This window comes from Mycolicibacterium sp. XJ2546 (assembly GCF_053483195.1).
Map to the genome: position 1 here is coordinate 495,483 of NZ_JBEFRW010000003.1, position 18,230 is coordinate 513,712.

Below are 18,230 nucleotides of genomic sequence, written 5' to 3' on the forward strand. Positions count from 1 at the left end.
GTTGCAGGCGCGGCACGAAGACGGACAGCGCGACGAGGCTCACCCGAAAAAGCGCAGCTGGTGAGTGTCTCGACTGATAAAGCCGTACCCGCGCGCTGCGCGGATACGGCTTCAGTTCATGCCGTGACTACGTCAGATTGCTCGAACGCGGCTGGCCTGAGGGCCCTTGGCGCCCTGGGTGACCTCGAACTCCACCTGCTGGTTCTCCTCGAGGCTCCGGAAGCCACCACCGTCGATCTCGGAGTAGTGGACGAAGACGTCGGGGCCGTCAGTGCGTGCGATGAAGCCGAAACCCTTCTCGGCGTTGAACCACTTCACAGTTCCCTGTGTCATTTCTTCTCCTTGTCAGGATTCCAGACCGCGCTGTGCGGTCCGGTGGCCGATTGACCAGACGGCTACTTCTCGGCTTGACCTGCAAGAGAAAAGAGACGCCCGCGCCAACGTTCTGCGCGAGCGTGCATGAAACACGAACACTTAAAACTTCGACCTAGAGAATTCAACCACACAGTGGCGAGTCTTGTTCCCGCGCTATCTCCGACGGCCTCCAAGCCGGGATGTCGGCCAGCTCGTAACATCCAGCGCGCTACGGGGCGGCGGTAAGCGCCGCGGTCAACACCGGCACGACGAGGTGCCGCTGCCAGGGCCGGGCCTGCGCGTCGCGCAGGAACGCGTCGACGACGGCAGCGGTGTCGTCGGGGTTCTCGGGAGGTCGCCAGTCCCAGCACAGTCGGCGCACCACGTCGGGGGTGAGCAGGTTCTCGGCCGGCACCGACAACCGTTGCGACAGGTCGGTCAGTCCAGCGCGCACCGTTTCGAGCCGGGCCGCGGCCTCGGGCTTGCGCCGTGACCACCGCGACGCCGGCGGCGGACCGTTCGACGGCTCGTGCGCGTCCGGCGGCTCCTCGGTGGTGCGGGCGCGCGCCAGCGCGTCCAGCCAGACCTGTGCGCTTCGGCGTTGCCGTGAGCCACCGAAAATTGGTAACGCGGTGAGCTTTTCGACGGTGTCGGGGTCAGCGGTGGCGGCGTTGATGATCGCGGAGTCGGGCAGGATGCGGCCTGGTGCGATGTCGCGACGCTGGGCGATGCGGTCGCGGGTGATCCACATCTCGCGCACGGCGGCCAGCGCACGGGGATCGCGCACCTTGTGGATGCCCGACGTCCGACGCCAACGGTCGCGCCGTGTCGGGGACGCCTCGTACTTGCGTAGATGTTCGAATTCCTCAGCGGCCCAGTCGCTTTTGTGCTGCTCGTCGAGCAACTCTGCGATGGCGTAACGCAAGTCGAGCAACACCTCGACATCCAGTGCGGCGTAGTTGAGCCACTCGGGCGGCAGCGGCCGCTTCGACCAGTCCGCCGCACCGTGCCCCTTCATCAGCTGGACTTTCAGCAGGCGCTGCACCATCGCCGCGAGGTTTACCTTGTCGAAACCGGCCAACCGGCCCGCCAACTCGGTGTCGTACAGCGCTGGGGGTTTCATGCCGATCTCGGCCAGACATGGCAGGTCCTGATCGGCGGCGTGCAACACCCACTCGTCGGTGCCGAGCACCTCGGCCACCGGCGCCAGCGTGCTCACCGGGTCACCGCCGTGGTTGACCGGGTCGATAAGCACGGTGCCGGCCCCGGCGCGACGGATCTGCACCAGATAGGCGCGGTTGGAATACCGAAAGCCGGACGCACGCTCGGCATCGACCGCAAACGGCCCGGTGCCGGAGTCCAGAAGCTCAGCTGCCCTAGTGATTTCGCTGCGGCTGACGGCTAGCTGCGGGACACCGTCGCGCGGTTCCAGCAGCGGCGTGGCCTCTGGTTCCTGCTCCGGGTCTGCTTCTTGCGGCTCGGTCATCGTCACGCGCGGGTGCGTGAGTTCAGGTCGGTCACCCCCGCCGGAGGTAGGCCGGCGGCGTGCTCGAGCACTTCACAGAACGCCTCGACGTGTGGCCTCAGATCCAGGGTGGTCGCGGTCCACGACGCCCGCAGTTCGAGTTGATGCGCGCGCGGCGGCCCGGAGATGTCGCCGTAGCGCACCGACGTGGTCGCGGTGACCGTGCCGCCCAGCGCGGTGACGTGCTCCTCACGCGCCGCCAACGCGTCGAGAAGCCAGCTCCACGCCACCTCGGGCAGCAGCGGGTCGACGGCCTCGCTGGGGTCCAGATCGGCCTGGATGTAGGCGACCATCCGCATCGTGCCGTCCCAGGCGTCGGCGCCCTCGGGATCGTGCAGCAGGATCAGCCGGCCGAACGCATCGCCCTCGGAGCGCTCTGGAACGATTGCGGTCTCGGGATGGCGGACCTCCGCGCCCAGCGCATAGCTGAACGGCGCCAGCCGTTGCGGCGGGCGGATCGGGCCCAGCTCGATTTCCGAGCGGACGGTGGTGGCGTTCATCGCCGCCACCGCTTCGCGGAACTGGGCCGGTTCGGCGGTGGTCACTTTCTCGACGCTAGCCCATTCGGCCAGCTCTGTGCGCAGGCGCGCCGATCTTGACCAGCAGGGACGGCAGGGTGAGTGCACACGCGACGGTGCGACGGCCCGAACGCACTGGTCAGGCCGCCGCACCGGGTTACGTCGGAGGTCAGTTCGACGGCGGCATCAGCACGGTGTCGATCATGTACACCTGCGCATTTGCCGTGTCGACGCCGCCGCAGACCACGCCGGCGTCGTTGACCCGCAGATCGTTGCCGGAGCCGGTCACGGTCAACTCGGCACCCTGGACGGTGGCGTGGGTGCCGACCACCTGGTCAGGGGCCGCCTGACCGGGCACCACGTGGTAGGTGAGGATGCTCGTCAGCAGGTTGGCGTCGGTCTTGAGCGTTTCCACCGTCTCGGGCGGCAGCTTGGCGAACGCCGCGTCGGTGGGGGCGAAGACCGTGAACTCGGCGTTGTTGAGGGTGTCCACCAGGTTCACGTCGGGGTTGAGTTGGCCCGACACCGCCTGGGTGAGCGTCTTGAGCATCGGGTTGTTCGACGCCGCGACCGTCACCGGGTCCATCGCCATGCCGTCGACCGAACCGGGTCCGCTGGGCACCTGTTCCGCATAGGCGGTGCATTCGGGTCCGACGAGGTTGGCAGCCGGTGTGGCTTGATTGGTCGTGGCGACCGACGTCGCCTGTGGGGTGGCGGCCGGCGACATCGTCTCCGAGGCGGTGCTGCTGTTGTCCGAACACCCTGACAGGGCCAGAACCGCGGCCACCGACAAACCCGCGATGGCGCCGGTGCCGTAGTGAACAGTGCGCATGGCATATCTCCTTGTGTAGGACGGCCTGACGGTCGTCGCTGAACTCGATCACCAGGAATTCGGAGCTGGGTTGTCCTTGGATGGGATGGTCGCCAAAAGATTTCAAATAGCGGTGAAGACGATCGAGTGCCAGCCGGTGGCGCCGTCGGGTGTCGGCCCGGGCGTGATTGACCCCGAGCCGGTCCTGGGCCTGCAGGTTTCCCTGTGCGTCGACGGCGCGGCACGTCAGCGTGTGCTGACCGGGCGGCAGCGCCCTGCTGAGCCGAAACATCCGCCACGGCGCCCCGGCCGCGCGATGAGCCCGATTTCGTTGCCCACCGCGAGGAACGGGGAGGCGTCCGGGATCGACAGTAGACCGGCCACCAGATGCCCGACCGACAGCGCAGTGGCGACCGCCAAGATCCCGCTGGCGGTGGCCGCAACCGAGTGTTTTGACATGAGCGGTTCGTCGCCTACCGCGGTCTGGATGGTGTCGAACCCACTCCGATCGCGGCGCGGCTCCGAATAACAGGTGTGGAAACTCGTGTGCTCGTGCCGCCGGTGGTTAGGCTGACGGCCGTGGTGGCTGGCCTCGGCGAACTGTTGCGCCAGGTGGCGCGGCAGGACGCCGAGGCGTTCGCCGCCTTTTACGACCTGACGCGGGCCAGGGTGTTCGGCCTCGTCACCCGGGTATTGCGCGACACCGGTTACAGCGAGGAGACCATGCAGGAGATCTATCTGCAGGTCTGGCGCAGCGCCGACAGCTATGACCCCGCCGCAGGCTCTCCGCTGGCCTGGCTGATGACGCTGGCGCACCGTCGTGCCGTCGACCGGGTACGCTCTGAGCAGTCCGGGAGCCAGCGCGAATCACGTTACGGCGTCGCCACTTTCGAGGTGCCGTCGGATTCCGTCGCCGATTCCGTCATTTCGAGCGACGAACGCCGTCAGGTCGCCGACTGCCTGGGCTCGCTGACCGACGCGCAGCGCGAGTGCATCCAGCTCGCCTACTACGACGGGCTGACATACGCTCAAGTGTCCGAACAATTGTCGGCGAACCTCGCGACGATCAAATCGCGGATGCGTGACGCCATCCGCGGCCTTCGCAAGTGCCTGGGGATCGCATGACCGAACCAACCGACTCCGAACTCATCGCGCTGGCGACGCCCTACGCGCTGCACGCGCTGTCAGAGGCCGAAACCGCCGACGTGGAGGGGCGCCTCGCCGCCGCCCCCGCAGCGGTCGCCAACGCATTCGCCGACGAGGTCCGCACGGTCCGCGAGACTATGGCGGTGATGTCGGCGGGCACCGCCGTCGACCCGCCGGATCACCTGCGCGAGCGTGTCCTCGCCGATATCGCCGCCGATCCGGTGCGGCTGCAGTCCCGCAGGCGGCGTTGGCAGACCGCGGTGTTGGGTGCCGCGGCGGCGGTGGTGATCGGGTTCGGCGCGCTCGGCGTGGGTCTGGCGCTGCGCCCGGCCGCCGCCCCGTCGACCGTCGAGCAGGTGTTCGCCGCCCCCGACGTGCGCACCGTGTCGGGGCCGATTCCGACCGGCGGCACGGCGACCGTGGTGTTCTCCCGGGAGCGCAACGCGGGGGTGCTGGTGATGAACAACGTCGCACCACCGGAGCCCGACACCGTCTACCAGATGTGGCTGATCGACGACGAGGGTCCGCATCCGGCGGGCACCATGGCCAGCGTCGCGCCGTCGACCACGGCGCTGCTGCCTGACCTGGGCGCCTCCGAGGCGCTGGCCTTCACCGTGGAACCGCCCGGCGGTTCGGAGCAACCGACCACACCGGCGTTCGCCGAGTTACCGCTGACCTAGGGTCTGCGCCGTCGAGCGATTGGGGTCCGAGTGACGGCTCTGGCAGCATTGGGGGCGATGACTACCCGTCGTGAGCTGCCCGAGTCGCCGTATCTGGCCGCCGTGTCCGGCCGCAAACCGAACCGCGTGCCCGTGTGGTTCATGAGGCAGGCCGGGCGTTCGCTGCCCGAGTATCGGGCGTTGCGCGCGAAGAACACGATGATGCAGGCATGCTTTGACACCGAGCTGATCACCGAGATCACGCTGCAGCCGGTGCGCAGGCACGGCGTGGACGCCGCGATCCTGTTCTCCGATATCGTGGTGCCGCTGCGCGCGTCGGGTATCGCGCTGGACATCGTGCCCGATGTCGGCCCGGTGATCGACCATCCGATCCGCACCATCGCCGACGTCAACGCGATGAAACCGCTTGAATCGCAACAGGTCACCGCCGTCACCGACGCTGTGCAGCTGCTGGTCAAGGAGTTGGGTGAGGTGGCGCTGATCGGGTTCGCCGGCGCGCCGTTCACGCTGGCCTCCTACCTCATCGAAGGCGGTCCGAGCCGCCAACACGAACACACCAAGGCGATGATGTTCGGCGAAACCGACACCTGGCACGCCCTGATGGAAACGTTGACCGACCTGACCATCGCGTTCCTGCAAGCCCAGGTCGGCGCCGGTGTGGACGCCATCCAGGTGTTCGACTCCTGGGCCGGCACCCTGTCGCTGGCCGACTACCGCAACTATGTGCTGCCGCACAGCACCCGGGTGTTCGCCACGCTGGCCGACGCCGGTGTGCCGATGACCCACTTCGGGGTCGGCACCGCCGAACTGCTGGGCGCCATGTCGGAGGCCGTATCCCACGGCGGTCCCGCCGTCGTCGGCGTCGACTGGCGCACCTCGCTGACCGACGCCGCCGCCCGGGTGAAGCCGGGCACGGCGCTTCAGGGAAACCTCGACCCGGTGGTGATGCTGACGGGCTGGCCGGTGGTCGAACGGGCCGTACGCGCTGTCGTCGAGGACGGCCGCCGCGCCGTCGACGCCGGCGTTGCCGGGCACGTGTTCAACCTGGGCCACGGCGTGCTGCCCGCCACCGACCCGGGGGTGATCACCGACGTGGTGGAGCTGGTGCACACCCTGTGAGCCGTTCGTATTGCGTTGTCGGCGGCGGTATTTCGGGTCTCGTCGCCGCGTACCGGCTGCGGGTGACGGCCGGGCCGGACGCGTCGATAACGCTGTTCGACCCCGCCGACCGGCTCGGCGGTGCCCTGCGCACCGAACGGGTCGGCGGGCAGCCGATGGACGTCGGCGCCGAAGCTTTCGTCACCCGGCGACCCGAGATGCCCGCGCTGCTGACCGAGCTGGGACTGGCCGGCCGCCAGGTCGGCACCACCGGCGTGCGGCCGCTGATCTACAGCCAGGCCCGCCTGCACCCCTTGCCGACCAACACCCTGCAGGGCGTGCCCACCGACCCGTCGACCATGCGGGGTCTGGTGGACGACGCCACCGTCGCGCGCATCGCCGACGAACGCGCCCGGCCGCTGCGGTGGCGGCCCGGGGCCGATCCTTCGGTCGCCGAACTGGTCGGCGACCGGTTCGGCGAGCAGGTGGTGGCCCGCTCCGTGGACCCGCTGCTGGCTGGGGTGTATGCGGGGTCGGCGGCCACCATCGGGGTGCGTTCGGCGCTTCCGGCGCTGGCTGCGCAGTTGGACCGGGGTGCGCGCAGCCTGACCGACGCCGCCCGGGACGCGCTGGCGGCGTCGACGGTTCCGCGTGACGCGCCGATCTTCGGTGCGGTGGATGGCGGCTATGCGGTGCTGGTCGACGAGCTCGTCCGCCGCGCAGCCGCGCACTGGCTGCAGGTCGGCGTCGAGGCGGTGCACCGGTCACCGCACGGCTGGGAAGTGGCCGACGACGAGGGCACCCGCCACCACGCCGACGCCGTCGTGCTGGCGGTCCCGGCGCCGCAGCTGGCGCGGCTGGTCGCCGAGGTCGCGCCGCGCACCGCGGCCGCCGCCCGGCGCATCGCGGTGGCGTCGACGGCCCTGGTGGCCCTGGCGCTGCCGGGCGGCACACCGCTGCCGCAGCACTCCGGTGTGCTGGTGGCCAGCGGGGAACGGTTGCGCGCCAAGGCGATCACGTTGACCACCCGCAAATGGGGCCCACGGGGAAACGTCGAGCTGGTGCGGTTCTCCTATGGCCGGTTCGGCGACGACCTGGCCCGCAACGTCGGCGACGAGGAGCTGCTGTCGTGGGCGGCGTTGGACCTGCACGCGGTGTTCGGCATCCACGCCGAGCCGGTGGATCATCATGTGCAGCGGTGGATCGACGCGATGCCGCAGTACGGGCCGGGCCACCCCGAGCTGATCGCCGACCTGCGCGCGGGCCTGCCGCCGGGGTTGGCGGTGGCGGGCGGCTATCTGGACGGTATCGGCGTGCCGGCCTGTGTGGCGTCGGCCACTAGGGCGGCGGCGTCCCTGGTGACCGCCCGCGTGGCACGATAGGGGCATGGCCAAGCTCGATTACGACGCGCTCAACTCCACCCTTCGCTACCTGATGTTTTCGGTGTTCTCGGTGCAACCGGGGGCGCTTGGAGAAGAGCGCGCGGGCGTGATCGACGAGTTCTCGACGTTCCTCAAACAGCAGGAGGAGCGCGGGGTGGTGGTGCGCGGCATCTACGACATCGCGGGCATGCGCGCCGACGCCGACTTCATGTTCTGGACGCACGCCGAAAACCTCGAGGCGCTGCAGGCCACCTACGCGGACTTCCGCCGCACCACCGCGTTGGGGCGGGCCAGCACGCCGGTGTGGAGCAACGTCGCGCTACACCGCCCGGCGGAGTTCAACAAAAGCCACATCCCGGCGTTTCTGGCCGGGGAGGAACCGGGCAACTACATCTGCGTGTATCCGTTCGTCCGGTCCTACGACTGGTACCTGCTGCCCGACGAGGAGCGCCGCCGGATGCTGTCCGAGCACGGGATGGCCGCCCGCGGATACAAGGATGTGCGGGCCAACACGGTGCCGGCGTTCGCGCTTGGCGACTACGAGTGGATCCTGGCGTTCGAGGCGCCGGAGCTGCACCGCATCGTCGATCTGATGCGCGATCTGCGCGCCACCGACGCGCGACTGCATGTCCGCGAGGAGACGCCGTTCTTCACCGGCCCGCGGGTGAGCCCGGAGCAGTTGGTCACCGCGCTGCCGTAACTCATGTCGCCGCGATCTGCGTCGAAAACGCGACCTCACCGCAGTTTCGCCGGCTACCCGGGATAGTCACCGCGTCAAGCTTTGGGTACCAGCCGCAACGAGATCGAGTTGATGCAGTAGCGCTGATCGGTGGGCGTCGGATAGCCCTCACCCTCGAAGACGTGGCCGAGGTGGCTGTGGCAGTTGGCGCAGATCACCTCGACGCGGCGCATACCCAACGAGTCGTCCGGGCGCAGGATCACCGCATCGGAGTCCGCCGGATCGAAGAACGACGGCCAGCCGCAGTGCGATTCGAACTTCTCGGTGCTGCGGAACAGTTCAACGCCGCAGGCCCGGCACTGGTAGACGCCTTCGGTCTTGGTGTCGGTGTACTCGCCGGTGAACGGGCGCTCGGTGCCGGCCTGGCGGAGGACGTGGAACTCCTCGGGGCTGAGCTTCTGGCGCCACTCGTCGTCGGTGAGCTGCAGTTTGGGAGCCGGTGTGGTCATAGGTCCAGGCTAGCGACTCTGGGCGAATCTGCAGTGAGGGCTGTGGTAGGCGGCCTATGCGCAGAATTAGGCGCGCGCAGGTTCCGTCCGGACCTCTTTCATCCACGGCGGATCGATACCGTCGTCGAGCCTGTCTTCGGACTTGGCGTCCAGATAGCGGAAGTGGAGCACCGAGAACACCACGATCACCACCAGCGACCAGCCGTAGGTGATCTTCAGGTACTCCAGCGCGCGTCCGGTCGTCGGCCAGTGGCCCAGCAGCCAGCGGTCCATCGTCATGAAGCCGTAAATGCCCAGCCACGCAGGCCAGTTGCGCAGCACCGAGTTCGGCAGCACCACCGTCATCAGGAACGGGAACAGCATCATCGAGTAGTAGCCCTGGCCGAGCGACAGCACCAGCCACGACGTAATGAGCAGCACACCAGAGGATGTCAGCATCCAGAACAGCGGGTCGCGGGTGCGGTAGTAGCGGTACAGCAGCCACAGGCTCGCCGCGCCCAACACCACAAACGCGATGCGCAACACCATGATCAGCCACATCGGCAAGCCGTAGTACACACCGTTGCCCAGGATCGAGCTGTTGAAGTAGTCGCGGGTCGACAGGATGTAGGGCAGCGTGCGGGTGACGAAGCTCATCGGGTCGCTGATCAACGGCCACGCCGCGATGTTGAACACCACCGGCAGCGCGAACGCCGTCACCAACGATCGCCACTGCCTATTCAAAAGCGGCAGCAACAGCAGCGGCGCCAGCAGGGGTTTGACCACCAGCGTCAACCCGATCGCGACACCGGCCCACCACTCGTGGCTTCGCACGCCGCTGAGCAGCCACCGAAAGAACAGCACCTCCAGCAGCAGCAGAACACCGTTGATGTTGCCGAAAACCAAGGTGTTGGTGACGCTTTCGGTGCAGAACATCGCCAGTAGCAGCGCGGGCGCGGCCACCGAGGCTAACGTGAACTTGAACAGCCGCAGCAGGAAGTAGGCGGCCAGCACGATCGCCAGCGTGTTGAAGAAGATGAACCAGTACCGCGACGCGTCAACCGGCAGATAGCCGAACGGCGCCATGATCAGCGTGCCGCCCGGCGGGTACAGGTAGTGCGGGTCGACGTGGTCGAACTGGGCGTTGTAGATGTCCTGGCCCATCTTGAAGGCCACCATGGCGCGGTACACCGGACCGAAGTCGTCGGTGATGTAACCGTTGGTGGCCAACACGTAGCTGCGGTGGATGATCGCCATGATGGCGATCGGCCACAGAATCGACCGCAGCACCGAGGCCGTGCTCGGCGCGGAGGTGCGGGGTCGGAAAGCGGTCAGGACAAGATCGCGCACGTGCGCACGGTACACCGACAGCCTCGACGCCAGCGGTCAGGCCGGGCAGAACGTGTCGGTGTCGGGTAGTTCGCCGGTGTCGAGGTAGCCGATCACCGGCGGAAGCGCACACGGTGAGTAGATCGACGCGCCGTGTCCGATGCCCTGCCACATCACCCGCCGGTTGGGGGAGCCGGCGTTGATCACCGTGGCCGCGACGGCTGCGACGCCCTCGTTGCCGACGATCGGGTCGTTCTGGGTACCGAGCAGCAACACGGGCAGTTTGAGGTTCTGGGGCTCGTTCGGTGTCGAGCCGCTCGGCCAAGAAAGGCACTGCACCAAGGCAAGCGCGCCCACCCGGCCGAACTGCGGATACAGCTTGTCCCACTCGACGACCAGTTCACGCACGCGATCGGGGGTGGGCCGGCTCAGCGAATCGCTGCAGTCGTTGACGAACTGCCCGTCGGTGTCGCGCATCGATTCGGCCCGGGTGATCAGGCTCGACATCGGCCCGGAGTCCCCGGCGCGGGCGGCGGCCACCGCCGCGGCCAACGTGTTGCCGGCGGCCACCCGGTCGCCGCGCGGATAGCCCAGCGCGGTCGAGATCGCATTGGTCACGGCTGCCACCGACGCTCCGGCCGGTCCGCGTCCCTGCCGGGCGTCGTTGAGCAGCGCGTCGACGGCGGCCTTGGGGTTGGGGCCCAGCGGGCAGTTGGCGGCCGCGCACTGCGCCGCCCACGCGTCGAGCGCGGCCTGCTCACCTTTGACGCGCTGCTCCATCGCCGCTTCGGCGGCGATACCGAGCGGCAGGGGTGAGTCGAGCACCAGCCGGCCCACCTTGTTGGGATGGCTTCCCGCATACGCCAGCGCCACCTGGGCGCCGTTGCCGATTCCCAGCAGCGCCAGCGTCGGCACGTCCCAGGTGCTGCGCAATCGCTCGAGGTCCTCGGCGGCATGCGCATTGGAGTAGGCCGAGTCGCCGGGCGCGATGGTGTCGGTGCAGTTGGTGGTGGCCGTCTGGGTGATCTCGCGCAGGTTGGCGACCGGATCGTCGCCGGGCTCGAACTGGGCTTGATCGGCCATCTGTTGGCGGTCGTAGAGGTCGCGGCACTCCAGCGCGCCCGACATGCCCATACCGCGCCGGTCTACGGCCACGATCGGGTGGCTCTTGAGCAGATCGGCGCCCGCCCGCGACAACCACACCGGCAGTTGCTGCGACGTCGGCAGGTTCGAGCCGGTCGTCATCACCAGCGGGCCGGCGTCCTCGGGGGTGTCCGTGCCGGTGGCGCGCACGACCCCGACGCTCAGCGTGCCCGCTGCCCCGTTGATCGGATCCAGGTCGGCGTCATAGCTCGCGCAGTCCAGCGTGACTCCCGGGGCGGCCGGGACGCCGGCTTCGCTGAACACCCGCGACGTGCATTCGCGCCAGGCCAACTCGTTCTTCGGAGCCTCGATCGGCGGCGGACCCTGCGGCGCCTGGGTGGTCTCGGGCTGGCCCTGCGGGCCGGCGCCGGAATCGGTGGCAAAACGCGGGTTGGCGGCCAGCCCGGGGGCACAACCGGCGATGACCGCGGCGACGGTTGCCAGGCTCAGGGTCCCGACCAGCTGGTTACGCCGATGCATGCCGACCACAGTACTGACGCGTCGCCTCAATCTGCGCGCACGTAGCGCGTGTAGAGGTAGCCGCCGTCGTCGCAGAGCAGGTGCGCCGGGCGCATGCGGGTGTGCACCTCACCGGACCCGGTGGCGATCCGTGGGGCCAGCCCGCCGAGCAAGATCGGCGCCACGGTCAGGCACAGTTCGTCGAGCTGGTCGTTCTCGATGAACATGCCCAGCACCTGCGGCCCGCCTTCGCTGAGCACCCGGTACAGCCCGCGCTCGGCCAGGATCCTCAGCAGCATCGTGGCGTCGACGCGGTCGGCTCGGCTGCCCGAGGCGTCGATCACGTCGGCGACCCCGCTGAGCCTGTTGTGCGTGGTGCCGAACGCGTCGGTGCAGGTGAGGATCATCGGCCGGGTCTCGGTGTGGGTGAAGAATCGGGCGTCGGGGTCGAGATTTCCGGATTTGGTGACGACGGCTAGCGGGGGCACCTCGGCCTGGCCGCGGCGCTGCCGGGCGCTGCGGTGCGCGACGGGCACCTGTGCGCCGGAGTAGTTCTCGACGCGCACGGTGGCCGCGCCGACGACGATGACGTCGGCCGCGTAGCGCATCAGCCGGAACAGCGCCCGGTCGCCGGCCTCGGCCATCCCGCCGGCCTTGCCGTCTGCGGTGGCGCCGCCGTCGATGCTGGCGATCATGTTGGCGCGCACCCAGGGGCGCTGCAGGCCGTCGGGGTAGGCGTAGAACTCGGATACGCGGCCGTCGTCGACACTGTCGGTGGGTCCGAGGACGCTGAATTGCATCCCGGCGGCGGTATCGGACATGAACACGATCGAAGCACGCCGATAGGGTGCCTGCATGCACGGGTCCAGCGGTCTGCGACATCTGGTCGACCGGCACCCCGACGTCACCCCGGAGCGGCTGATCGCCCAACTCACCCCGCCGCCCACCTTCGCCGACGTCAGCTTCGACACCTACCTGCCCGACCCGGCCGAGCCGTCGCAGGCCCAGGCCGTGCAGTCGTGTCTGCGGTTCTGCGCGCAGGCCGTGCAGCGGCGGACCGGCAAGAAGAAGATGTTCGGCCGGCGTGAGGTGCTGCCGGGGGTCGGGCTCTATCTCGATGGCGGGTTCGGCGTCGGCAAGACGCACCTGCTGGCGTCGTCCTACTATCGCCTGCCCGGGCCGAAAGCGTTCGCCACCTTCGGCGAATTGACGCAATTGGCAGGGGTTTTCGGCTTCAGCGAATGTATCGACCTGCTGGCCGACTACGTGGTGGTGTGTATCGACGAATTCGAGCTGGACGACCCGGGCAACACCACGCTGATCTCCCGGTTGCTGTCGGCGCTCGTCGAACGCGGCGTCTCGGTAGCGGCCACCTCCAACACCCTGCCCGAGCAACTCGGTGCGGGCCGTTTCGCTGCCCAGGACTTTCTGCGGGAGATCAACACGCTTGCAACGATTTTCGACACCGTGCGCATCGACGGTCCTGACTACCGGCACCGCGGTCTGCCGCCCGCGCCCGAGCCGCTCACCGACGACGAGGTGGCACGGCAGGCGCAGCAGGTTGCCGGTGCGACGCTCGATGAGTTCGATGCGCTGTGCGCGCACCTGGCCACCATGCATCCGTCGCGCTACCTCGCGCTGATCGAGGATGTGCCCGCGGTGTTCATCACCGGCGTGCATCCAATCGACGACCAGAACGTCGCGCTGCGGCTGGTGTCGCTGACCGACCGGCTCTACGACGCCGGCGTTCCGGTGGTCGCCTCGGGCGCCAAGCTCGACACCATCTTCAGCGACGATATGCTCGCCGGCGGTTTCCGCAAGAAGTACCTGCGCGCGACGTCGCGGCTGCTGGCACTGTCCCGCGCCCTTTGACGCTTCGCCGCCGAACGTGGGTTACCCGCACGCTCTTTGCGCGCGAAGTGTGCAACAACCCCACACTCGGCGGCGTCAGATCGCGCGCACCATCACGTAGTCGTCCTCGATGTCGCTGCCGAGTTGAAACGTCTTGGTGCCCCTGATGTTGAACCCGTGTTTGGTGTAAAACCGTTGGGCGCGTCGGTTTTGTTGGTTGACGCCGAGCCACACGCAGGCGGCGCCGTGTTCGGCGGCGGTGCCCAACGCCGCCGACATCAACGCCGCCGACACGCCTGCGCCGTGGCTGTCGGCCAGCACATACATCTTCGACACCTCGACGGCGGGACGCAGCGTGACCGCGCGCTGCACATCGTCGTCATCGGGCACGCCCCGAATCAGCATGGCATAGCCCAGCATTCGGCCGTCCACCCGTGCCACGAGCAGGTCGCGGTCGGGGTCAGCGAGGTATTCGCGGAACCGACTCTGCGAGAGGTTCTCGGCGATGAACGCGGCGATGTCCTGCGGTGACGCCGACGGGGGACAGGCCAGCGGAAACGTCCGGGCCGCCACGTCGGCGAGGTCGACAAGATCGGCTTCGGTAGCCGCCGCGACGTCAATAACCAATCGTCAGGACACGTTCCACTGCGCAAGGTGCTGACCGGTGACCCTATCGATGAGCACCACGTTGGAGATCAGATCGCGGTAGCAGTCCCACCACACGCCGCCGCTGACCGTCGATCCCGCGGGTGCGTTGTTCAGCGCGCGCTGCAATGAATCCGGCGCGTCGGTGTTGCGCGGTTCGTAGGCGTCGCCCGTCGGTGTGACGCCGCGGAACTGGTAGGTGATGGCCTGCGCGTAGGGCGTGGGCACTGCGATCGGGTGCACGCTGATCTGGCCGCGCCAGACCTCGTGGCGCGGCGGCCGCGGGGGATAGCCGAAGCCGGGGGGAACCGGTGAGGGCGCGATGCTGTGCACGGTGATGTCGGCGACCAGGCCCTTGAAGTCCACCCGCAGCGTCTCGCCGAGACGCCCGATGGGTGTCGTCGCGGCGGAGGCGGGGGCCGCCACGACGGCGGTGGCAGCCGACAGTGCTGCGATGAGGACCACGAACCAGCGACGCATGGCGCAAATGATTCCACAAACTGAAACGTGTTACAGCGGCTTCTCCGGTGCGGGTGGTGCGTCAGCCTTGGGTGAACGGTTCCAGCGCGGCGGCAAGGTCGGCCTCGAAGCGGTCGCGGTCGACGCCCAGAACGTGCAGGACGCCGTCGCCTTCCTCGGCTTCAAATAGCGCCAGCAGGATGTGCTCGGTGCCAATATAGTTGTGCCCCAACCGAAGCGCCTGCCGGAAGGTCAGTTCGAGCGCCTTCTTGGCTGCGCTGTTGAATGGTGTCAGCGCCGGCAGGTCGCCCTCGGTGCGCGGTGGAAGTTCGACAGCCTGGTTGACGGTGGCGGCGTTCACCGCTTGGCCGGCGAGCAGCTTGACCGCCAGCCCCTCGGGATCCTCGAACAGTCCGAGCAGCAGGTGGTCGGGAGTGATCTCGGTGTTGCCCGCTTCATGCGCCTTGTTCTGCGCGACCACTATGACGTTGCGTGCCCGCGGGGTGAACCGGTTGAAGCCGTCGTTGGGATCGAGCGCGTCGGCCTTGGGTACGAAGCGCTTTTGGGCGGCCTGCTTGGTGACGCCCATGCACTTGCCGATGTCGGTCCACGATGCCCCTGACCTGCGTGCTTGGTCGACGAAGTGGCCGATCAGGTGGTCGGCGATGTCGCCGAGGGCGTCGGCGGCCAGCACCGCGTCGGTGAGTTGATCGAGGGGTTCGCTGTGCACGTCCTTGATGACGTCGATGAGGTCGTCGAGGCGGACGGGGTTGCGGATCTTGGTTTGCGGTGTCATGGCGTCAACCCTAGGTTGACACCGCTAGTTTCGTCAACTAGCGGTTGACGGTTACGGGCCGCGAAAACGCGGAGTCGTTTTTGCTCGCGCCGTCGTGGGTATTCGACGCGCCGTTATGGGAAACAGGGTCAACGGTTCGAGCACGCAGTCGGCGCTGCTGCGACGCGCGATCAGCTTCATTCACGAGAACGCCGACCATGACATCACACTCAACGATATTGCCGCCGCCGTCAACGTCACCCCGCGCTCGGTGCAATACACCTTCCGGCGCCACATGGACACCACGCCGTTGGAGTACCTGCGCCGGGTGAGGCTTTGCCGTGCGCACCGCGAGTTACGCAACGCCGACCCGTCCGTCGACACGGTGATGGCAATCGCCGGTCGGTGGGGATTCGCTCACGCGGGTCGGTTCAGCAGCCTCTACAAGCAGACGTTCGGGCAGCCGCCGAGTCGCACGCTGCGGGAAGCCTGAGCGCTATCTCGGGAAGAAGCCCGCGCGGGTGAAGATGCCGGGCTGCCAGCCCTCGGGTCCCCGACACAGCAGGGGACGCCCGTCGGGTGCCTGGGCGGCCGACTGCGGCTTCGGGCACGGTGAGCCGATTTCCTGGACGCCGTAGAGCTGGTAGGCCGCCACCCAGAACCCGGTGTACACGGGGGGCCATTGGTTTTCGATCCAGCGGCATTGCAGGACCTCGCCGCCGGGGCCGCGGCCGAACGTGAAGCGCTCCATGTTGGTGCAGGGTCCGGCGAGGTGGGCGTCGTAGCTCATGCCCGGGACGTCGGTGGCGTAGCGGCCTGGGCTGTCGTGATACATCAGGTCGTCGTCGGCGGATGCGGCGGGAGCCGTGCTGACGGCCAGGCCGGCGACCGCCACGGCGGCGAAAAATTCGCGAATCATCTCCACCCTTACGTTGTTCCGCCCGGTTGATCTAGACAGAGACTAGTAGGTCAGAGCGCGGTCGACGGGTGCTTTGTCGGTTGTCACGGCCGCGCTTGACGGACCGTCAGTGGGACGTCGATGCGTTCGTGTCGCCCGTCGATCCGGAACCGGTAGGTGTGGTAGCCGCCGCCGGGAACGACGGGCAACACCAGCGAGGGCATGCACATGAACTTCATCGGCGCCTCGACGGTGAAGTCCGACCTGTGCGACTGCAGGCGTTGTTCGTTGGGCCCGTCGGCGTCGATGATCAGCGAAAAGCTTTCGCCGATATTGGCGGCGTCGACGTCGCAGAGCACCACGACGTCGCACTGGAACGCGGTGGCGTTGGGCGCGACGGTGGTGCTGGCCCAGAAGCCCCCTTCGAGGTTGAGCATGCCGTCGACGACCTCGACGCGGTTGGCGAAAAATGCCGCGGTCAGGCGCATGGACTCAACCTAGTGGATTCGGTGATGCAGCCCGGTTGGCGGCGTGTCAGCGTTCGCATGCGACACCGTCGTTGTCGCCGTCGAGGCCGGAGCGGTAGCCGGGCTGGCCGGCGAGGATGGGTGCCGCTCCAGCGGCGCGCGCGGCCGCGCAGTTGGGGTAGTAGGCCGAGGCCGACGACGGCGGCGGCGGGGTGGCCGGTTCGTAGAACGACCGCGGTGGCGTCGCCGCGGCGGGGGCGGTGTCGGCCGATGAGGTGGCGCCGTTGCAGGGCGGGCCCCACAGTCCGCGGCGGGCGTCGCGGGCTTCGCGTTCGGCGGCGACGATCGCGTCGTGGCGGCTGACGGGTCGGCCGCCGTAGACGTAGCCGCGGGCGGTGCCGGCGCGGGCGGCCTCGACGGCATAGTCGAAGCCGTCGGCGCGCACGAGGTAGGCCAGGGTGCGGCCGTAGCGGTCGGTGCGGTCCTGGGTCGGGTCGGTCACCAGCGCGACGCGCTGGCCGAGCATGGTCGAGGTCGCGAACTCGGTGGCTTCGGGTCCCCAGCATTCGACGGGGGAGTTGGGCTTTTTGGTTTCGGGGGTGTCGATGCCGAGGATGCGCACGCGCAGCCGGCCGCGAACTTCGTCGCGGATGTCGATGGTGTCGCCGTCGACGACCCGGAGCACGACGGCGGTGGCGTCGACGGGTTCGGCGTGGGTGGTCGGGGCGGGAATGGCGAGGGCTGCGGCCGCGGCGACGACGGCGGCGACGAGACGGTAGATCACGGTGCCCATGAGGTCAAAGCTAACCAGGGTTTGAGTGAGCGGCGGCAGATGGGCGATGAGCAAAAGAGTGTCAGCGCCGGTCAGAAGTGGGTGTGATGTAGATCACTTTGCGGGCTGAGCAGCGCGAACTGCGGCTTGCGAGGCCGCTTAGTACGGCGAAGTGGTTTCACTACACGCTCGAAGGGCAACAAGCAGGCACGCAAGATGAGTCAGCCCGGAGAGCCCGGACGTCAGCCGTGACTAGAGAACCCTGGTCTGCAGCGCCTGGCGACGAGCCGGGATATCACACCGAGGAGATAAGAAATGAAGAAGCCACTAGTTGTCGGAGCCACCACGTTGACCCTGCTGTTCGGCGGAGCCGGCGTCGCGACTGCATCGACGTTCGAAGCGCCCGCGACGACGACCACCACGGTGGCGCAGCAAGTCGAGGACGATGACAGCGGCGACAACGGCCTGTGGGGCCTGTTGGGTCTGCTGGGCCTGGCCGGTCTGATCGGCCTCAAGCGGCGCAAGGATGCTGACTACCCCGCCACCCGTGGCGGCGGCACGGTCAACAACCCGCGCGCGTAAGCGTTAACTGACGAAGAGTTCCCCGCCAGATCGGCGGGGAACTCTTTGGTTTGGGCGAAGCGGGCGTATGAGTTTCACACCAAACGTTCGCGGCTATCAAGCGACTGCTGGCGAGTACCCCGGGTGCGGGGACCACACGAGGGGCGGGTACACGGGCCGAGGGTATACG

23 protein-coding genes are annotated in these 18,230 nt (G+C 68.1%); 8 read left to right on the forward strand and 15 right to left on the reverse strand.

The genetic code is table 11. The features are described from left to right. Positions 1-132 precede the first annotated feature (132 nt). From ABQE44_RS08845 to ABQE44_RS08865, 5 genes are all read right to left on the reverse strand, one after another. Positions 133-333 (reverse strand): cold-shock protein, encoded by a 201-nt coding sequence (locus ABQE44_RS08845; protein WP_448391127.1) that lies wholly within the window; start codon positions 331-333, stop codon positions 133-135. A gap of 250 nt (positions 334-583) precedes the next feature. Continuing rightward, positions 584-1,840, reverse strand: a complete 1,257-nt coding sequence (locus tag ABQE44_RS08850; RefSeq protein WP_448391383.1) for an HRDC domain-containing protein — start codon at positions 1,838-1,840, stop codon at positions 584-586. A gap of 2 nt (positions 1,841-1,842) precedes the next feature. After that, the gene (locus tag ABQE44_RS08855; RefSeq protein ID WP_448391384.1) at positions 1,843-2,379 is read right to left on the reverse strand and encodes a DUF3000 domain-containing protein; all 537 of its coding nucleotides are present in this window, start codon (positions 2,377-2,379) and stop codon (positions 1,843-1,845) included. A gap of 187 nt (positions 2,380-2,566) precedes the next feature. Beyond that, a complete protein-coding gene (locus tag ABQE44_RS08860; RefSeq protein ID WP_448429195.1) occupies positions 2,567-3,229 on the reverse strand; it encodes a fasciclin domain-containing protein in 663 nt (220 codons plus the stop codon). Between the two features lie 225 nt (positions 3,230-3,454). Further along, positions 3,455-3,667: a hypothetical protein gene (locus tag ABQE44_RS08865; protein ID WP_448391129.1), complete on the reverse strand. Its 213-nt coding sequence runs from the start codon at positions 3,665-3,667 to the stop codon at positions 3,455-3,457. An 87-nt stretch (positions 3,668-3,754) separates the two neighbouring features. On the opposite strand from ABQE44_RS08865, the gene ABQE44_RS08870 reads away from it, so the two are divergent. The 5 genes from ABQE44_RS08870 to hemQ are packed head-to-tail and all read left to right on the forward strand — an operon-like array spanning position 3,755 to position 8,214. After that, positions 3,755-4,333, forward strand: a complete 579-nt coding sequence (locus ABQE44_RS08870; RefSeq protein WP_448429250.1) for a sigma-70 family RNA polymerase sigma factor — start codon at positions 3,755-3,757, stop codon at positions 4,331-4,333. Further along, on the forward strand, positions 4,330-5,034 hold the full coding sequence (locus ABQE44_RS08875) for an anti-sigma factor (RefSeq protein WP_448391130.1): 705 nt from the start codon (positions 4,330-4,332) through the stop codon (positions 5,032-5,034). The genes ABQE44_RS08870 and ABQE44_RS08875 overlap by 4 nt, the downstream gene beginning before the upstream one ends. A 57-nt stretch (positions 5,035-5,091) precedes the next feature. Further along, positions 5,092-6,153, forward strand: coding sequence for a uroporphyrinogen decarboxylase (gene hemE / locus ABQE44_RS08880; RefSeq protein ID WP_448429197.1), 1,062 nt, complete (start codon positions 5,092-5,094; stop codon positions 6,151-6,153). Further along, a complete protein-coding gene (locus ABQE44_RS08885) occupies positions 6,150-7,514 on the forward strand; it encodes a protoporphyrinogen oxidase (protein WP_448429199.1) in 1,365 nt (454 codons plus the stop codon). The genes hemE and ABQE44_RS08885 overlap by 4 nt, the downstream gene beginning before the upstream one ends. Before the next feature lie 4 nt (positions 7,515-7,518). Then, positions 7,519-8,214 (forward strand): hydrogen peroxide-dependent heme synthase, encoded by a 696-nt coding sequence (gene hemQ, locus ABQE44_RS08890; protein ID WP_448391133.1) that lies wholly within the window; start codon positions 7,519-7,521, stop codon positions 8,212-8,214. 74 nt (positions 8,215-8,288) lie between these two features. Here the strand turns inward: hemQ and msrB are convergent, their stop codons facing one another. The 4 genes from msrB to ABQE44_RS08910 form a co-directional block, all read right to left on the reverse strand. Next, complete coding sequence (gene msrB, locus ABQE44_RS08895; RefSeq protein ID WP_448429201.1) at positions 8,289-8,702, reverse strand: peptide-methionine (R)-S-oxide reductase MsrB; 414 nt, start codon at positions 8,700-8,702, stop codon at positions 8,289-8,291. 66 nt (positions 8,703-8,768) lie between these two features. Next, on the reverse strand, positions 8,769-10,064 hold the full coding sequence (gene aftC / locus ABQE44_RS08900) for an arabinofuranan 3-O-arabinosyltransferase (protein ID WP_448429252.1): 1,296 nt from the start codon (positions 10,062-10,064) through the stop codon (positions 8,769-8,771). Between the two features lie 3 nt (positions 10,065-10,067). Next, positions 10,068-11,633, reverse strand: a complete 1,566-nt coding sequence (locus ABQE44_RS08905) for an alpha/beta hydrolase (protein ID WP_448429203.1) — start codon at positions 11,631-11,633, stop codon at positions 10,068-10,070. Positions 11,634-11,659: 26 nt separating this feature from the next. After that, positions 11,660-12,433, reverse strand: a complete 774-nt coding sequence (locus ABQE44_RS08910) for a pyrimidine reductase family protein (protein ID WP_448429205.1) — start codon at positions 12,431-12,433, stop codon at positions 11,660-11,662. 34 nt (positions 12,434-12,467) lie between these two features. Here ABQE44_RS08910 and zapE point away from each other — a divergent pair, with 34 nt between their 5' ends. After that, positions 12,468-13,484, forward strand: a complete 1,017-nt coding sequence (gene zapE / locus ABQE44_RS08915) for a cell division protein ZapE (RefSeq protein ID WP_448391139.1) — start codon at positions 12,468-12,470, stop codon at positions 13,482-13,484. Between the two features lie 75 nt (positions 13,485-13,559). Here zapE and ABQE44_RS08920 read toward each other — a convergent pair whose 3' ends face one another. The 3 genes from ABQE44_RS08920 to ABQE44_RS08930 all read right to left on the reverse strand — a co-directional run bounded on the left by ABQE44_RS08920 (position 13,560) and on the right by ABQE44_RS08930 (position 15,363). Next, positions 13,560-14,090, reverse strand: a complete 531-nt coding sequence (locus tag ABQE44_RS08920) for a GNAT family N-acetyltransferase (protein WP_448429207.1) — start codon at positions 14,088-14,090, stop codon at positions 13,560-13,562. A gap of 3 nt (positions 14,091-14,093) precedes the next feature. Continuing rightward, a complete protein-coding gene (locus ABQE44_RS08925; RefSeq protein WP_448429209.1) occupies positions 14,094-14,588 on the reverse strand; it encodes a hypothetical protein in 495 nt (164 codons plus the stop codon). A gap of 61 nt (positions 14,589-14,649) precedes the next feature. After that, entirely contained in the window at positions 14,650-15,363 is a 714-nt protein-coding gene (locus tag ABQE44_RS08930) for a Clp protease N-terminal domain-containing protein (RefSeq protein WP_448429211.1), read from the reverse strand. A gap of 115 nt (positions 15,364-15,478) precedes the next feature. Here ABQE44_RS08930 and ABQE44_RS08935 point away from each other — a divergent pair, with 115 nt between their 5' ends. Next, the gene (locus ABQE44_RS08935) at positions 15,479-15,835 is read left to right on the forward strand and encodes a helix-turn-helix transcriptional regulator (protein ID WP_448429213.1); all 357 of its coding nucleotides are present in this window, start codon (positions 15,479-15,481) and stop codon (positions 15,833-15,835) included. A gap of 3 nt (positions 15,836-15,838) precedes the next feature. Here the strand turns inward: ABQE44_RS08935 and ABQE44_RS08940 are convergent, their stop codons facing one another. The 3 genes from ABQE44_RS08940 to ABQE44_RS08950 form a co-directional block, all read right to left on the reverse strand. Next, positions 15,839-16,261: a hypothetical protein gene (locus ABQE44_RS08940; RefSeq protein ID WP_448429215.1), complete on the reverse strand. Its 423-nt coding sequence runs from the start codon at positions 16,259-16,261 to the stop codon at positions 15,839-15,841. An 83-nt stretch (positions 16,262-16,344) separates the two neighbouring features. Next, positions 16,345-16,728 (reverse strand): hypothetical protein, encoded by a 384-nt coding sequence (locus tag ABQE44_RS08945; RefSeq protein WP_448429217.1) that lies wholly within the window; start codon positions 16,726-16,728, stop codon positions 16,345-16,347. Positions 16,729-16,774: 46 nt separating this feature from the next. Next, positions 16,775-17,500 (reverse strand): thermonuclease family protein, encoded by a 726-nt coding sequence (locus ABQE44_RS08950; RefSeq protein ID WP_448429219.1) that lies wholly within the window; start codon positions 17,498-17,500, stop codon positions 16,775-16,777. 294 nt (positions 17,501-17,794) lie between these two features. On the opposite strand from ABQE44_RS08950, the gene ABQE44_RS08955 reads away from it, so the two are divergent. Further along, positions 17,795-18,061, forward strand: coding sequence for a WGxxGxxG family protein (locus ABQE44_RS08955; RefSeq protein ID WP_448429221.1), 267 nt, complete (start codon positions 17,795-17,797; stop codon positions 18,059-18,061). Positions 18,062-18,230: the final 169 nt, after the last annotated feature.

Coding starts and splice junctions, on each gene's coding strand:
- ABQE44_RS08940 (WP_448429215.1), bottom strand. CDS start 16,261: ATGATTCGCGAATTTTTCGCCGCCGTGGCGGTCGCCGGCCTGGCCGTC.
- ABQE44_RS08845 (WP_448391127.1), bottom strand. CDS start 333: ATGACACAGGGAACTGTGAAGTGGTTCAACGCCGAGAAGGGTTTCGGC.
- ABQE44_RS08850 (WP_448391383.1), bottom strand. CDS start 1,840: ATGACCGAGCCGCAAGAAGCAGACCCGGAGCAGGAACCAGAGGCCACG.
- hemE (WP_448429197.1), top strand. CDS start 5,092: ATGACTACCCGTCGTGAGCTGCCCGAGTCGCCGTATCTGGCCGCCGTG.
- ABQE44_RS08935 (WP_448429213.1), top strand. CDS start 15,479: ATGGGAAACAGGGTCAACGGTTCGAGCACGCAGTCGGCGCTGCTGCGA.
- ABQE44_RS08860 (WP_448429195.1), bottom strand. CDS start 3,229: ATGCGCACTGTTCACTACGGCACCGGCGCCATCGCGGGTTTGTCGGTG.
- ABQE44_RS08955 (WP_448429221.1), top strand. CDS start 17,795: ATGAAGAAGCCACTAGTTGTCGGAGCCACCACGTTGACCCTGCTGTTC.
- zapE (WP_448391139.1), top strand. CDS start 12,468: ATGCACGGGTCCAGCGGTCTGCGACATCTGGTCGACCGGCACCCCGAC.
- ABQE44_RS08865 (WP_448391129.1), bottom strand. CDS start 3,667: ATGTCAAAACACTCGGTTGCGGCCACCGCCAGCGGGATCTTGGCGGTC.
- ABQE44_RS08925 (WP_448429209.1), bottom strand. CDS start 14,588: ATGCGTCGCTGGTTCGTGGTCCTCATCGCAGCACTGTCGGCTGCCACC.
- hemQ (WP_448391133.1), top strand. CDS start 7,519: ATGGCCAAGCTCGATTACGACGCGCTCAACTCCACCCTTCGCTACCTG.
- ABQE44_RS08905 (WP_448429203.1), bottom strand. CDS start 11,633: ATGCATCGGCGTAACCAGCTGGTCGGGACCCTGAGCCTGGCAACCGTC.
- ABQE44_RS08855 (WP_448391384.1), bottom strand. CDS start 2,379: ATGAACGCCACCACCGTCCGCTCGGAAATCGAGCTGGGCCCGATCCGC.
- ABQE44_RS08875 (WP_448391130.1), top strand. CDS start 4,330: ATGACCGAACCAACCGACTCCGAACTCATCGCGCTGGCGACGCCCTAC.
- ABQE44_RS08910 (WP_448429205.1), bottom strand. CDS start 12,433: ATGTCCGATACCGCCGCCGGGATGCAATTCAGCGTCCTCGGACCCACC.
- msrB (WP_448429201.1), bottom strand. CDS start 8,702: ATGACCACACCGGCTCCCAAACTGCAGCTCACCGACGACGAGTGGCGC.
- ABQE44_RS08930 (WP_448429211.1), bottom strand. CDS start 15,363: ATGACACCGCAAACCAAGATCCGCAACCCCGTCCGCCTCGACGACCTC.
- ABQE44_RS08950 (WP_448429219.1), bottom strand. CDS start 17,500: ATGGGCACCGTGATCTACCGTCTCGTCGCCGCCGTCGTCGCCGCGGCC.
- ABQE44_RS08945 (WP_448429217.1), bottom strand. CDS start 16,728: ATGCGCCTGACCGCGGCATTTTTCGCCAACCGCGTCGAGGTCGTCGAC.